At 47.3% G+C, this 14,019-nt stretch carries 12 protein-coding genes; all 12 read left to right on the forward strand.

Annotated elements, in window-relative coordinates; genetic code table 11:
• The first annotated feature begins 128 nt into the window (after positions 1-128).
• Positions 129-3,569, forward strand: coding sequence for a methionine synthase (gene metH / locus EIM92_RS15435; protein WP_125083401.1), 3,441 nt, complete (start codon positions 129-131; stop codon positions 3,567-3,569).
• Positions 3,570-3,635: 66 nt separating this feature from the next.
• Positions 3,636-4,568 carry a ribonuclease Z gene (rnz, locus tag EIM92_RS15440; protein WP_125083402.1) on the forward strand — a complete coding sequence of 311 codons (933 nt, stop codon included), beginning with the start codon at positions 3,636-3,638 and terminating at the stop codon, positions 4,566-4,568.
• 207 nt (positions 4,569-4,775) lie between these two features.
• Complete coding sequence (locus EIM92_RS15445) at positions 4,776-5,858, forward strand: Gfo/Idh/MocA family protein (RefSeq protein ID WP_125083403.1); 1,083 nt, start codon at positions 4,776-4,778, stop codon at positions 5,856-5,858.
• A 5-nt stretch (positions 5,859-5,863) separates the two neighbouring features.
• On the forward strand, positions 5,864-6,670 hold the full coding sequence (locus tag EIM92_RS15450; RefSeq protein ID WP_125083404.1) for a TIGR01457 family HAD-type hydrolase: 807 nt from the start codon (positions 5,864-5,866) through the stop codon (positions 6,668-6,670).
• A 32-nt stretch (positions 6,671-6,702) separates the two neighbouring features.
• On the forward strand, positions 6,703-7,521 hold the full coding sequence (locus EIM92_RS15455; protein ID WP_125085218.1) for an Fpg/Nei family DNA glycosylase: 819 nt from the start codon (positions 6,703-6,705) through the stop codon (positions 7,519-7,521).
• Positions 7,511-8,368 (forward strand): deoxyribonuclease IV, encoded by an 858-nt coding sequence (locus tag EIM92_RS15460; RefSeq protein WP_125083405.1) that lies wholly within the window; start codon positions 7,511-7,513, stop codon positions 8,366-8,368. The genes EIM92_RS15455 and EIM92_RS15460 overlap by 11 nt, the downstream gene beginning before the upstream one ends.
• Positions 8,369-8,404: 36 nt before the next feature.
• Positions 8,405-8,755 carry a cyclic-phosphate processing receiver domain-containing protein gene (locus EIM92_RS15465; RefSeq protein ID WP_164515230.1) on the forward strand — a complete coding sequence of 117 codons (351 nt, stop codon included), beginning with the start codon at positions 8,405-8,407 and terminating at the stop codon, positions 8,753-8,755.
• 73 nt (positions 8,756-8,828) lie between these two features.
• The gene (locus EIM92_RS15470) at positions 8,829-9,893 is read left to right on the forward strand and encodes an SAM-dependent methyltransferase (protein ID WP_125085219.1); all 1,065 of its coding nucleotides are present in this window, start codon (positions 8,829-8,831) and stop codon (positions 9,891-9,893) included.
• Positions 9,894-10,077: 184 nt separating this feature from the next.
• Positions 10,078-11,574: a serine/threonine-protein kinase gene (locus EIM92_RS15475; protein WP_164515121.1), complete on the forward strand. Its 1,497-nt coding sequence runs from the start codon at positions 10,078-10,080 to the stop codon at positions 11,572-11,574.
• Positions 11,575-12,471 (forward strand): SAF domain-containing protein, encoded by an 897-nt coding sequence (locus tag EIM92_RS15480; RefSeq protein ID WP_125083408.1) that lies wholly within the window; start codon positions 11,575-11,577, stop codon positions 12,469-12,471.
• Between the two features lie 22 nt (positions 12,472-12,493).
• Positions 12,494-13,180, forward strand: a complete 687-nt coding sequence (locus EIM92_RS15485; protein ID WP_125083409.1) for a hypothetical protein — start codon at positions 12,494-12,496, stop codon at positions 13,178-13,180.
• Positions 13,177-14,019, forward strand: coding sequence for a hypothetical protein (locus EIM92_RS15490; RefSeq protein WP_125083410.1), 843 nt, complete (start codon positions 13,177-13,179; stop codon positions 14,017-14,019). The genes EIM92_RS15485 and EIM92_RS15490 overlap by 4 nt, the downstream gene beginning before the upstream one ends.

Raw genomic sequence — 14,019 nt, forward strand, 5'->3', positions numbered from 1 at the left:
TGTGCCTTACGAGTCCATCACACGCCATAAGAGGGTTTGCAGATTCATCTAAATAGATTGGAGCCCTTTCCTTTAACGCTTTGTTCTGTTAAACTAAATGTTAATGTTTTGTGGGAGGGATAAAGATCATGAGTAAGCCTAGCTTAGAGTCCAGAATGAAAGAACGAATATTGATCCTCGACGGTGCCATGGGTACTATGATTCAGCAGGAGGATTTATCACCAGTCGATTTTGGCGGTGAAGAGCTGGACGGCTGTAATGAGATGCTCGTGCTCACCCGTCCTGACGTGATCCAGAGGATTCACGAAAAGTATTTGGAAGCTGGCGCCGATTTAATTTCAACAAATACGTTCGGTGCGACTTCCGTTGTACTGGCCGAATACGATATACAAGATAAATCGCGTGAAATCAACTTGGCGGCTGCCCGCTTGGCGATTGCCGCTGCCGAAAAGTACAGTACGCCAGACCATCCGAGATATGTTGTCGGGGCTTTGGGTCCAACGACAAAAACTTTATCGGTCACAGGAGGCGTCACATTTGATGAGTTGGTCGATAGCTATGAGGAACAGGCGCTTGCACTAGTGGAGGCAGGGGTCGATGTTTTGCTGCTGGAGACGTCGCAGGATACGCTAAACGTGAAGGCGGGCAGTATCGGTATTACCCGCGCGTACGAAGCAACGGGCAAGAAGTTGCCGCTGATGATTTCGGGCACAATTGAGCCAATGGGCACGACGCTTGCGGGACAGAATATTGAGGCTTTCTACATCTCGCTGGAGCATTTGAAGCCGATTTCCTTCGGCTTGAACTGCGCTACAGGTCCTGAGTTTATGCGGGATCACATTCGTACTTTATCCGATATGTCCAGTGCAGGGGTAAGCTGTTATCCGAATGCGGGGCTGCCTGATGAGAACGGTAAGTACCATGAGTCGCCGGAATCACTGGCAAGGAAAATGGGTGCTTTTGCCGAGCAAGGCTGGCTGAACATCGCTGGAGGTTGCTGTGGCACAACGCCAGAGCATATTGCCGCGCTTGTTGAGACGTTGAGACAGTATGCCCCGCGTGAACTTAACGGAAAACACCCCGCTGCCGTGTCCGGTATTGAGACGGTATATCTCGAGGAAGATAATCGTCCGATTATGATCGGTGAGCGGACAAATATTTCCGGTTCGCGAAAATTCAAACGCCTAATTAAGGAAGGAAAGTTCGATGAGGCATCGGAAATTGCTCGCTCGCAAGTGAAGGGCGGAGCGATGGTCATCGATATTAACCTACAGGATACGGATATTGACGAAGCCTATGCAGTGGAAAATTTCTATCCTATGGTTACAAAAAAAATCAAAGCGCCGATAATGATTGATTCCACCTATGATCATATTATAGAGCTGGCGCTCAAATATTCCCAAGGCAAGGCGATTATTAACTCCATTAACCTTGAGGATGGGGAGACGAAATTCGAGCAGATCGTTCCGCTGATTCATCGATACGGCGCTGCCGTCGTCTGTATTTTGATTGATGAGCGCGGACAAGCGGTATCCCGTGAGGCGAAGATGGAGGTGGCTACCCGGGCCTATGAGTTGCTTGTTCATAAATACGGGTTACAGCCGGAGGATATTATATTTGATCCGAATATGTTCCCGGTCGGCTCTGGAGATCCTCAGTATATCGGGTCTGCAGTGGAGACCATTGAAGGGATTCGCATGATCAAGGAGAAATACCCGAGAGCTAAGACGATTCTTGGTCTGAGCAATATCTCCTTCGGGTTGCCTGATGCTGGCCGCGAGGTGCTGAACTCTGTCTATTTGTACCACTGTACAAAAGCGGGCCTCGATTACGCGATCGTCAATACGGAGAAGCTGGAGCGTTACGCATCGATCTCGGAAGAAGACCGCCGCTTAGCGGAGGAACTTATTTTTAATACGAATGATGAGACGCTCGCCGCGTTTGTCGCCGCTTTTCGGGACAAAAAAGTGGAGAAGAAGGTAAAGGCGGATTCTCTCACTCTGGAGGAGCGGCTCGCCAGTTATGTTGTGGAAGGCAGCAAGGAAGGCTTGATACCAGATTTGGAGGAGGCTCTTAAGAAATACAGCCCCTTAGATATTATTAACGGTCCTTTAATGGCAGGGATGGAAGAAGTCGGCCGTCTGTTCAATAACAATGAGCTGATCGTTGCAGAGGTTCTGCAAAGCGCTGAAGTGATGAAGGCATCGGTGGCTTTCCTGGAGCCGTTTATGGAAAAAGACGAGTCCTCCGTTAAAGGTAAAATCTTGCTCGCCACGGTAAAAGGCGATGTTCATGATATTGGGAAGAATCTGGTGGAGATCATTTTATCCAACAATGGTTATCAAATCATTAATTTGGGTATAAAAGTACCACCGGAGCGTATTATTGAGGCTTATCGTGAAGAAAAGCCCGATGCGATCGGTTTATCCGGTCTGCTTGTGAAGTCCGCACAGCAAATGGTTTTAACCGCTCAAGATTTGCGAAACGCAGGAATTGAGGTGCCGATTCTCGTCGGAGGAGCTGCCTTAACTCGCAAATTTACGAAGACGCGGATTCGCCCGGAGTATGACGGTATGGTAATTTATGCCAAAGATGCGATGGATGGGCTGGATTTAGCAAACAAGCTGATGGATCCAGCGAAAAGAGAAGAGATGCAAGCTGCAATGGAAGCGGAGAAAGAGGCTGAGGCCAATGTGGCAGTGGCGGTTAAAGAGCTGCCGAAGCTGACTCGCGTAGAACGCTCCAACATTTCTACCGATGCGCCCGTGTTTAGTCCGCCGGACTTGGAGCGGCATATTCTGCGCAACTATCCGATAAGCCACATTATTCCATATATCAACATGCAGATGCTGCTTGGACATCATTTAGGACTTCGGGGCTCTGTCGAGCAGCTGCTGGCCAAAGAGGATCCAAAGGCTGTGCAACTGAAGGAAACTGTCGATCAGATTTTATATGAAGCAGTTACAGACGGCATTATTCAGGCACAGGCCATGTATCAATTTTTCCCGGCACAATCCTCTGGAAATGAGATCATTATTTATGATCCAGAGGATCATTCCAAGGTACTAAAGACGTTTGATTTCCCGCGTCAACGCGTTGAGCCTTACCTATGCCTGGCGGACTTCTTAAAATCCGTCGATAGCGGCGTTATGGATTATGTTGGTTTCCTCGTGGTGAGTGCTGGTCAAGGAATTCGCGACCGTTCGGAGCAACTGAAGGAAAAGGGCGATTATCTTCGCTCTCATGCTCTGCAGTCCGTAGCTCTGGAAGTCGCAGAAGGCCTTGCAGAACGCGTTCACCATATGATGCGCGATACATGGGGCTTCCCTGATCCGCAAGATATGACGATGAAGCAGCGCTTAGGCGCACGCTATCAGGGAATTCGTGTATCCTTTGGTTATCCGGCTTGTCCTGATCTGGAATATCAGGGGCCACTCTTTGAATTGTTGAAGCCGGAGGATATTGGCGTTGAGCTGACAGAAGGCTTTATGATGGAGCCTGAAGCTTCGGTATCTGCCATGGTATTTGCTCATCCACAGGCGCAATACTTTAACGTTGATAAAGCCTAGCGATAAAATAGCAAAACCCTCCGGACACGGAGGGTTTTGACCATATGGACGGAAGGAGAGAGAAGAATGGAGCTATATTTCTTGGGAACTAATGCAGGCGTTCCTTCGTTAGAGCGTAATGTCACTTCAGTGGCGCTCCGCATGCTTGAAGAACGCCGGACGTTCTGGTTGTTCGATTGCGGAGAAGGAACTCAGCATCAGATCCTTCGTTCTCCTCTCAAGCTTAGCAAGTTAGAGAAGATATTTATTACGCATTTGCATGGCGATCATTTATTTGGTTTGCCTGGGCTGATATCCAGCCGTGCTTATCAAGGTGGGGAGGATCCACTTACAATATACGGCCCGGTCGGATTGAAGCAGTACATTCGTACTTGTCTGGAGCTTAGCGAATCACACATCAGTTATATTTTAGATATTGTCGAGCACGAAGGTGGACTTCTTTTTGAAGATGAATCATTTCGTGTGGAGGCTTCGCAGTTGGAGCATCGGGTGACCAGTTATGGGTATCGGGTGACGGAAAAAGATTTGCCGGGCAAGCTCGATACGGCCGTGTTGGAGAGCTATGGCATTCGTCCTGGCCCGCTCTATGGTAAATTAAAACGGGGCCAGAGTGTTGTAGCACCGGACGGGCGGATACTCCACGCATCCGCGGTACAAGGCAAGCCAAAGAAAGGTAGAATCGTTACCATTCTTGGGGATACTCGGCCGTGCGAGTCCGTGCTTACATTAGCGCGAAATGCCGATGTGCTGGTGCATGAATCCACATTTCTTCATGAGCTGAAGGATACGGCGCATACATACTATCACAGTACGTCTCGCCAAGCGGCTGAGGCTGCTCAGCAAGCGGGAGCAAAGCAGCTGTACTTAACGCATCTAAGCTCCCGATACAAATATGAAGAGCAGTTGATAGAGATGGAGCAAGAAGCGCGGGCTCTTTTTCCGAATTCCATCATTGCGCGTGAGCATGTCTTGTACGATGTGGAACGGACAGTTTATTAAAATTATTTTCCGGGAAAGCGCAGGAAATGACAGGCCGCTTCAAAGTTTGATAAGGACAAAGCGCGGAAACTTATCCTGCTTCGATGCCTTTCGACTTGATGCGGCTCTAATTTGCTTGCCGGAAATTAAGAAGCGGTGAAATTTGCCTCTGCTTTGTTTTTCTATGTAGAATATAAAGAAGCAATCGTTTACGGGAGGGTACCGAAAATGAGGAAAATTCCATTTGTTTTGCATGGCTTTGGTACAATTGCTAAGACGCATATCGTCGCGCTGCGGACGCTGCCTGTTATCAAGAAGCTTCCGTTTGTACCTGTCCTGGATACGCTTGTCACTCGACATCCAGATCTACATAAAGAACAGGCTTTTGCGATGGGCTTTGAACATATTACAGATAGCATTGCGGAAGCAGTTAATCGAAAATCGGTTGCTGCGGTGAGTGTGTGTACTCCTAACGCTCTTCATCCTGACAGCATTCGTGCGGCAGGGGAAGCGGGCAAGGCGATTTATTGCGAAAAACCAATTGCCGATAATTATCATGATGCCAAGCAAGCCGTTGCTGGATTTCCTACACACTTAACAGCGCAGGTTGCGCTAATGTTCCGCTATCACCCTGCGGTTCAGCGAACGACAGAGCTGCTTCGTCAGGAGAGCATCGGCCCAATCCTACAGTGTAAAATATCTTACCTTCGCTCTGGCTATTTAGATCAGGAACGTCCCTTCAGCTGGCGGGTCAGCAGTGATCTATCCGGTGGCGGGGCCATTACGGATATTGGAGTACATGCGCTTGACCTTATTTGTCATTGGTTTGGAGATTTATCTCGCATTGACGGGATAACTGAGACATTTGTGAATGAGCGCAGCACAGAGCCGGGAAGTGAATACAAGGTAGCCATCGAAGTGGATGATTGGGCTGCTTTAAATTATGAGACGGTTACAGGTGTTCGTGGTATGGTGGAAGTATCACGCATAGCATGGGGAAGTGATGCTTTTACCGTTCAAATTGTGGGAACCCGGGGAAGCATTACTATGGACTTGGAGAAGGACACTTATCCAAAGGTACAACTACTTCGAGGTGCATTGAGCCATTGTCCTGAGCCTGCAGGTATGAAGTTGCTTCCGGATGCCAAGGCCACGATGGGTGTATTTGTGGACTCTCATTTTGCAGCATTACATCATTTCATGCTCAGACTTTACGGTAATGATGAATTTGAAGGGCTGGCCCCTACGTTAGCCGATGCATTGCGAGTAGAGAGATATGTGGATCAAGTTCGGATGAAGATAAAGGAGTGAACTCATTGCCTAAGTGGAAAGCTTATTTGATCGATCTGGACGGCACTATGTATCATGGCAACCGTATGATTCCTGGGGCCGACCAATTAATTAATGCTATGAAGTGTAGTCAAATTCCGTACTTATTCGTAACCAATAACTCTTCGAGGACGCCTAGTGATGTGGCAGAACATCTGCAGCAAATGGGGATACCCGCACAAGCGGAGGATGTATGCACCTCTGCTGTTGCAGCTGCAGAATACATTGCAAGTCTGCAGCCAGGTGCAAAGGTAGCACCGATTGGTGAATACGGCTTGACTGAGGCGCTCAAACAGGCTGGATTAACGATTGATACGGATGAACCCGAATATGTGGTGCAAGGCATTGATCGTGGTTTCACCTATGATAAGCTTGCGCAGGCTGCGAGATGGATCGCAAGCGGTGCACGATATATATTGACGAATCCGGATCTGCAGTTACCGGGACAGGAGGGAATTATGCCTGGAGCTGGTACGATTTCAGCTGCGATCGTAGCGGCTTCAAGCGTCGAGCCTGTGATCATTGGCAAGCCATCGAACATTTTAATGAAGCATGCCATGGAACGCTTAGGTGTACGACCTGATGCGACTGCGGTAATTGGGGATAATATGCTTACGGACATTTCGGCAGGCGCTCATGCAGGCTGCGGAACTATTCTGACATTGACAGGAGTTACGAATCGGACTAATCTCCCGGGACTCATGGAGAAGACGGGGGTTACGCCGGATACGATTTGTGAAGATTTGACCGAGGTTCAATCCTTGATTGTAAATTCACTGGAATCAGCTACCTAAGGCATAATGAGATAGAGAAAGGAAAGATGATGATGCCGGAACTGCCGGAAATGGATAATTATCGAATTCAACTATCCAACTATGTTTTGGATTTGCCTATAACTAATATTGTGATTAACCGGGAGAAGTCAGTTAATCTGGAACCGGATGCTTTTATAGATTCCTTGCTGGGGAGACAGATTATTTTTATTGAACGTCGTGGAAAGCACTTGCTGTTCCATCTGGATAATGGGCGGCGCCTCGTGCTGCATTTAATGCTTGGCGGACTTTTATACCTAGGCTCGTCGGATGATCGTCCTGACCGGAATACGCAAATTGAAGTTTCTTTTGGTAACGGTTTGGTGTTATATTTTATCGGGCTAAGGCTAGGTTACCTACACCTGCGTACGGCGAAGGAAGCGGAGGAACAGTTGTCGGATTTAGGACCAGAGCTGCTTGATCGAAGAATGAATGAAGAAAAGTTCATAACAATTTTTAGGAAGCGTCGTGGCAGTCTGAAGACAGCGCTGGTTAATCAGGAGATCGTTGCCGGGATTGGTAACTGCTATGCAGATGAGATCTCGTTTGCTGCCGGACTGCGTCCATCCGCCAAGCTGCAAAATTTGACCGAGGATGATCTGTCGAGGTTATACCAAGCAACCAGGGATGTGTTGATTCATGCTACCGACGCGGGAGGATACATGGAACTTCCGCTGACGAAGGATGATCAGCTTACAGGCGGATTTAATGAACTTTGTCAAGTGTATGATCGGGAAGGGGAGAAATGCAACCGCTGCGGGGATGAGATTGTGAAGACCGAGATTTCTGGTAAAAAGGCCTTCTATAGCCCGGGCTGTCAGCATGAGCGTTAATAATCCGATAGTAGGTGGACACCTCAGTATCCGGGGCGGGTATGCTAGAGCCGCGCAACTCGCTATTACTTCCGGCGCAGGCGCTTTTCAGTATTTTCCCAAAAATCCTAGAAGCTTGACGATCAAGGATTTTGACCGTCAAGATGCGGAACGCTGCCGGATACTATGCGAGAACTATGGTATTTTTACTGTCGCTCATGCACCTTATCCGAGTAATTTGGCGGTGGATATGAATGCAGCCCGCGCACAGTTTGAACGAACTGTGAACTCACTGCGAAATGATCTAGAAATTGCAGAGGCCTGCGGATCTATGGGGATAATTGTTCATTTTGGCATATATAAGGCTGGAACCCCCTTACAAGGTTACCAAAATATTATACAATGTATAAATCATGTGCTCTCCGGCTGGAAAGGCAAAGCTAAGTTGATTATTGAGAATCAGGCTGGTGACCATGGAGAAATGGGTATGACCCTGGAAGAGCTGGTTCAAATTCGCAAGCTATGCCATTCCCCTGAACTTATCGGCTTCTGTCTCGACACGTGTCATGCCTTTGCTTCGGGGATGTGGGTTGGCGAACATGACGATGTATTTGTAAGCAAAGCATCGGCATTGGACTTTTGGAGCGGCTTAACCGTGATTCATTTGAATGATTCGAAATATCCGGCCTATTCCCGTAAAGATCGTCATGCTCGCATAGGTGATGGTTATATTGGAGAGGGAGGCTTTCGCAAGCTGCTTCAGCTGGATGAGGTACAAGGAATACCATGCATATTTGAAAGTGAGAAAGACGAAGAGGGAACCTATAGAGAAGATATGGAACGGGTGAGGCGGTGGGTGAAAGCCTAGTACTGGAAATTCCGCGGGAAAGGACGAAGAATATTGATTCATGTATATATGGATGATTTGCGGCGTTGTCCCATAGGATTTACTTTAGTAAGGACCGTCGATGAATGTATAGAGCTTCTGCGAATTTCCGAAGTCGATATCCTGTCCCTAGATTATGATATGGGCCCAGGAGAAAAGACGGGAGCGGAAGTGGCTTCAGCAATTGCGAGAGAAGGATTATATCCTAGAGAGATTTTTTTACACACTTCGAGTATAGCAGGTAAGAAAAGCATGTACGAAATATTGCATCAGAACAAGCCAGAGAGCGTAATTCTGCATAACGGACCGATTCCATTTGACCGCCTGGATGAAATTGAGAGTTTGACCAGAAGAAGCGCACGTAAATAAATAAGTTAAAATTAAGGCCGTGTGTGAATCCGGCAATGACTTCTGGGGGTACTACGAGTTGAAAATTCAGGAAATGGAACAAAGTAAAACAGGCGACAAGTTAGATGTGGTTAGCCATTGGATTTGTTCAACGAATCATGGCTTTGCGCCGTATGCTCAAGAAGAGCTGCGGAGAATGTTCGGTGCTGTGAAGAGTTCAGTCATCATTCCCGGCGAGGTGCTGCGAGTGACCTTGCAGGAAGAGGTGGGGCAGGTTATCGATGGGCTATTAAGCAAGACGCCTATCTTTTTGCGGCATCTTTTCCCTATCGAATGGGAATGGAGCGTGTTGGAACAAGGGGAATTTGCAGAGGGGATCGATGCTTTGACGGCTTTTGTATTATCTGATCCGAGACTGCTGAATGCAAGTAAAGTAGCTATCCAGCCTAGAAAGTCTGAGCAATCCTTATGGAATAGCACTGCGGCGGGGTTGAAGGAGCTGCTCCAAGACAAATTTTGTGAGCTGAATGCTGAGTTTGTCGTTCGCGATGCGGAATATATCGTTTCTGTATTTGTGGATAAAGAAAAACTCTATGCGGGAATATCTAGACCTGAGCAGAATTTATCCGACTGGAGTGGCGGAGCTGTACGTTTCCAGCGTGAGGAAGGGCAAATCTCCAGAGCGAAATTCAAGCTGCTGGAGGCTGAGCTGACTTTCGGCATCGATTTTACAGCGTTCCGCGAAGCGTTGGATATCGGTGCAGCTCCTGGCGGGTGGACATCATTCTTGCTGGAGCGAGGTCTTAAAGTAACGGCAATAGATCCGGCGAAGATGCATCCCTCTCTAAAGAATCATCCGCAACTTACAGTAATAAGAAAAAATGCTGGAGAGGTGAAGCTTCGGGAGGAGCAATTTGATTTACTTGTCTGTGATATGAGCTGGAGCCCGAAATTAACGGCAAAGCTGGTCAGTGAATTGCTTTATTCGTTGCTCCCTGGTGGAACGGCTATCGTGACCGTGAAGCTGTTGAGTAAGAAGCCGATGGCGCTTATCCAAGAAGTGATCGAGACGTTTCACCAGTCACGAATGCAGGTACAGCGGGCAAAGCAGCTTTTTCATAATCGGGATGAGATTACGTTATATATGATTAAATATTAATGTTATTAAGTAAAATTTATGTAAAAAGTACTTTACAAATCGCAGTATAATCACGTATACTGATTCCAAAATTATACATTAGCTAATGAAGGGAAAGTATCCCATGATTCTGCTCCGGTGTAACCGGGGAGTAGAGGCATGGATGCTTTCCTTTTTTGTGCATGGAAGGAAGAGGTGGTTGCCAATGGTTGAGAAGCTATCTGTCGGTGATATCATCGCTGGCAGATACAGGATCGTGCGATTGATCGGCGCCGGGGGGATGAGTTGCGTGTATCTCGTCGCTGATATGAAGTTGCCTGGCAAGACATGGGCGATGAAGGAGGTGCGCGCTGCACCTCATATGCCTATTTCCATGGAAGAAGAGGCTAAACTGCTCATCGCGCTTAATCATCCAAGATTGCCGAGAATGATCGACATCTACAGACAGTCCGAAACAGGATATTTGTACATGATCATGGACTTTGTTGAAGGAGAACATTTAGATCGTTATGCTGCTGGACGGGGAACTGAATTATCACTGCAAATGCTTGTATCCTTTGGACGGCAAATCTGTGAAGGGCTCCATTACTTACACAGTCATGAGCCGCCGATCATCCATCGGGATTTGAAGCCAGCGAACTTACTGGTGGATCAGAATGGAGAAATTCGGTTTATCGATTTTGGAATTGCGCGAAGATACAAGGAAGACCAGCAGGAAGATACCGTTCTAATGGGATCAATCGGTTTTGCTGCGCCAGAGCAGTATGGGGGCAGACAAAGTGACTGCCGAACAGATTTGTACTCCTTGGGAGCTGTATTGCTGTACTTGGCAACTGGGGGCCTTCATAGCAGTTGGTCTGAAGAAGCCATAAACGTAATGCGATTTAATGGTTATGAACTACTGGTTCCAGTTCTGCGTCGTCTGCTGCAGACAGAGCCCAAGGATAGATACAGCTCTGCCTTGGAGACGAGTCGAATTTTAACGATGATAGCCGATGAGACGCGACAAGAGAAGACTCAGCGAGCAAATCGCTGCAGCGTCATTGCTGTGCTGGGAGCGAGTCCAGGTGTAGGTACTACACATACAGCTATTATGTTAGCCCATACCCTTTCTCAGGTATCGAAGCATGTAGCGATTGTTGAAATGGAGGTGAAATCAAGAGCGTTCCGGCAGCTGGGCCAAATCGTTTCAGGCAGCGAAATAGACAAGAGGGGTCGTTCTACCTCTCCGCAGCGGTTTCGTATTCATACCGTAGATTATATCCGCCATCCGACTCGTGCGGAATGGATCGAGCTGCTTGCAGCAGGCTACGAATATGTAGTGTGTGACATTGGTTCAACTGGACGCAAGGAGCTCCTTGAAGAATTCGCACGAGCTGATCTGCCGATTATTGTTACTTCTGGGGCCGAATGGAGAGAGGAGGATGCGATGTCAATCGGTGAGCGAGTTGGTGAGGGGATCCGGCGTAAATGGGTATGTATCGTTCCGATGGGGGGACGGAACGCCATTCGTAGATTGCGTAAGCCGCTCGGAACTGAACGGGTGCATGAGATCGGAGCGGAGAATGATCCTTTTGAGCCGGGGCAAGAAATGATGTCGACATTGATAAAAATATGCAGCCCTGTGCTTATAAAGCCTATAAGAATGGAAGGCAGAGGTTTTGGTGTAAAAAGAAAACGTTGGAAAGGAAGAGGTAACTAGATGTCCAGACTGAGGCAGCGGACGAAGCAGTTAATTTTTTCTGGCATAGCAGGAGCAGGTATCGTCGGTATTCTCTTTGTGGGTTATGCCTTGCATCAGGTGAAGCACGTGCATCAAGTGAAGGCTTCTCTTGTGAGGGATTATGAAACCCAAATTATGCAGCTGAAGGAGGAGAAGGAGCGCCAATCGATTACAGGCTGGGCGCTTGCCCGTGACATTTCTGCGGGACAACCCATCCATGTAGAAGATATTAAAAGTATTGAATTGCCGATCGATAGCGTGCCCGCAAATTTCATTACATCCAAAGATGAGATTACAGGCAAAAATGCTAAGATTGCTTTGTCGTCGCGAACGCTATTGACATCAGGATTGCTGTATTCAGACGAGCCGACACCCCATGATTTGCGCTGGCGCGAGATGGGATTTGTACAGCTGCCTGCAGCGCTTTTAAAGAATGACATAGTGGATGTGCGTATTCAGTTTCCTACTGGACAAGATTATATTCTTCTGTCTAAGAAGAAGGTAGAGCAATTAAATGGGGAAACGATTACGGTGACATTGGACGAAGTCGAAATACTGTCTTTATCCAGTGCGATTGTTGATGCTTATTTTCATAAGGCCACGATTTATGCACTTGCTTATGTAGAGCCTCAATTGCAGGCTAAGGCAATCCCGACTTACCCGGCTAATGAAGCTGTACTGCAGTTAATCAAGAAGGATCCCAATATTATCTCAAAGGCTGAATATGCGCTATCCCATGCTGCGCGGCGAATTTTAGAGTCAGATTTATCCGGAGTTACGCCTCAGAATGCTGCTGAATTTGCGGGACGTCAGGCTGAACGAACAGCCGTATCGGCAAAGCCCACTTCTGGCGATAGCTTCGAGATAAATCCCTAATACGCTACAAGGAGACGATTTGGTGGAACGATGGATATTTACCGGTGCTGTAGATAAACGAGATCTGCTGCTTTACATATGCAAGGTATTAGCTTCCTCAGGTCGGAAAGTCTTACTTATTGATGCAACCGACAAGGGGAAATATCGATATGTGATTGGCGGGATTGTTAAAGAGAGCGAAATGAGCGAATTTAACGGGTTTGATGTGGCGCGGTTTGGAAGGAATCTGAAAGAAGACCAGATCGAGAACTATGATTATTGTATTTATGATATGGATTTTGTTTCACCTAAGAACGGGCAAATATGGAGCATGACCAAGCAAATCATTTGGGTGACAAGCTATGATCGGTATGAAATTGCTGAGAGCATCGAATTTTTTAGTCAGCTATTCAGGACTTGGCCGAAGCTTCAGGGAATGAGGGTGCATTATGTCTTTATGCGAACGATGGACAGTTACGTCGACGAACAGTACGTGATGAGCATGATGGCTCAACTACCGATCGATTGGGTATCCACTGAAGTACGTATACCGTTGGATGAAGTAAATATTGCAGTGCAAACGGAGAACGAACATTCGCAAACCTTACACATGAATCGGATAACTCGAGCTTATAAACGAGCGATTATGGATTTAATCCTCCTGTTGGCCGGTTGGGAGTTAAGAACGGTAAAGATAGCTTATCGCAAAGCTGAAAGGAGAAAGGCATGAGTAAAATCATATTTTGGGATTTAGGTTATGGAGGCTCCGCGGAAGTTGCAGCTGCCTTCAGTGTACAGGCGGGTCTACACGATAAATATCATTTGTTACTTATGAATTATGGATACTCCGGAACAGGTGTTGAGGAGGGGTTTTTGACGCGTAATCGTGAGTTGGATCGTGATCTTCGCTTACCTGTGCAGGATTATGGCATGGAGGCTTTGATGCGGCTCGCTGAGAGCGGACGATTGTATCAAGCGAACATGATGGATTATACTTATCCGTTACTTCAGGGGCGGCTTGATTTAGCAGATGGCATGCAGACGAATAGCGATCCGAGAGATCCAGCGTATTTTCAACATCTAGAGGCCATTTTGAATATGGCCGAGCGTTATTATGACATTATCGTAACGCAGGTATCTGGCCTTGAGTCGATATTAATGGACAGCCTTCGGGAAGATGATATTCTCATAGCTGTGTTAAGGCAAAATCGGGTCGAATTGGATACGTTTTTTAAATTGGTCGACGTGTCTGATGCAGGTAGGGGAAATAAGCCCATGGCTTTAGTCATTCCACATTATGATGCAGCTTCTAAGTGGAGTTTGCAAAATATAAAGAGACGTTATAACTGTGAGGCACCTATGATCGGCATCCCTTATCATACCGAATTCAATGATGCTTGGAACGGGCAGGATATCATTGGTTTTTTTCGCAGGTACAGATTGCTGAAGGGGCGGGGGTATGAACGAGAGCAGTTCCTTTTTAGCTGTAAAGAGCTTGCACGTTTAGCGCTTACCGGTACAGTGCGAAGCAAGACATCTGCAATCGATGACAAAATGAAAGGGGCGTGA

It is taken from the genome of Paenibacillus lentus (assembly GCF_003931855.1).
In the GTDB taxonomy this organism is placed as follows: domain Bacteria; phylum Bacillota; class Bacilli; order Paenibacillales; family Paenibacillaceae; genus Fontibacillus; species Fontibacillus lentus.

Bases quoted from the DNA above. Each gene is read 5' to 3' on its own strand.
- EIM92_RS15480 (WP_125083408.1), top strand. From the start codon at position 11,575: ATGTCCAGACTGAGGCAGCGGACGAAGCAGTTAATTTTTTCTGGCATA.
- EIM92_RS15455 (WP_125085218.1), top strand. From the start codon at position 6,703: ATGCCGGAACTGCCGGAAATGGATAATTATCGAATTCAACTATCCAAC.
- EIM92_RS15490 (WP_125083410.1), top strand. From the start codon at position 13,177: ATGAGTAAAATCATATTTTGGGATTTAGGTTATGGAGGCTCCGCGGAA.
- EIM92_RS15475 (WP_164515121.1), top strand. From the start codon at position 10,078: ATGGTTGAGAAGCTATCTGTCGGTGATATCATCGCTGGCAGATACAGG.
- rnz (WP_125083402.1), top strand. From the start codon at position 3,636: ATGGAGCTATATTTCTTGGGAACTAATGCAGGCGTTCCTTCGTTAGAG.
- EIM92_RS15470 (WP_125085219.1), top strand. From the start codon at position 8,829: ATGGAACAAAGTAAAACAGGCGACAAGTTAGATGTGGTTAGCCATTGG.
- EIM92_RS15460 (WP_125083405.1), top strand. From the start codon at position 7,511: ATGAGCGTTAATAATCCGATAGTAGGTGGACACCTCAGTATCCGGGGC.
- metH (WP_125083401.1), top strand. From the start codon at position 129: ATGAGTAAGCCTAGCTTAGAGTCCAGAATGAAAGAACGAATATTGATC.
- EIM92_RS15445 (WP_125083403.1), top strand. From the start codon at position 4,776: ATGAGGAAAATTCCATTTGTTTTGCATGGCTTTGGTACAATTGCTAAG.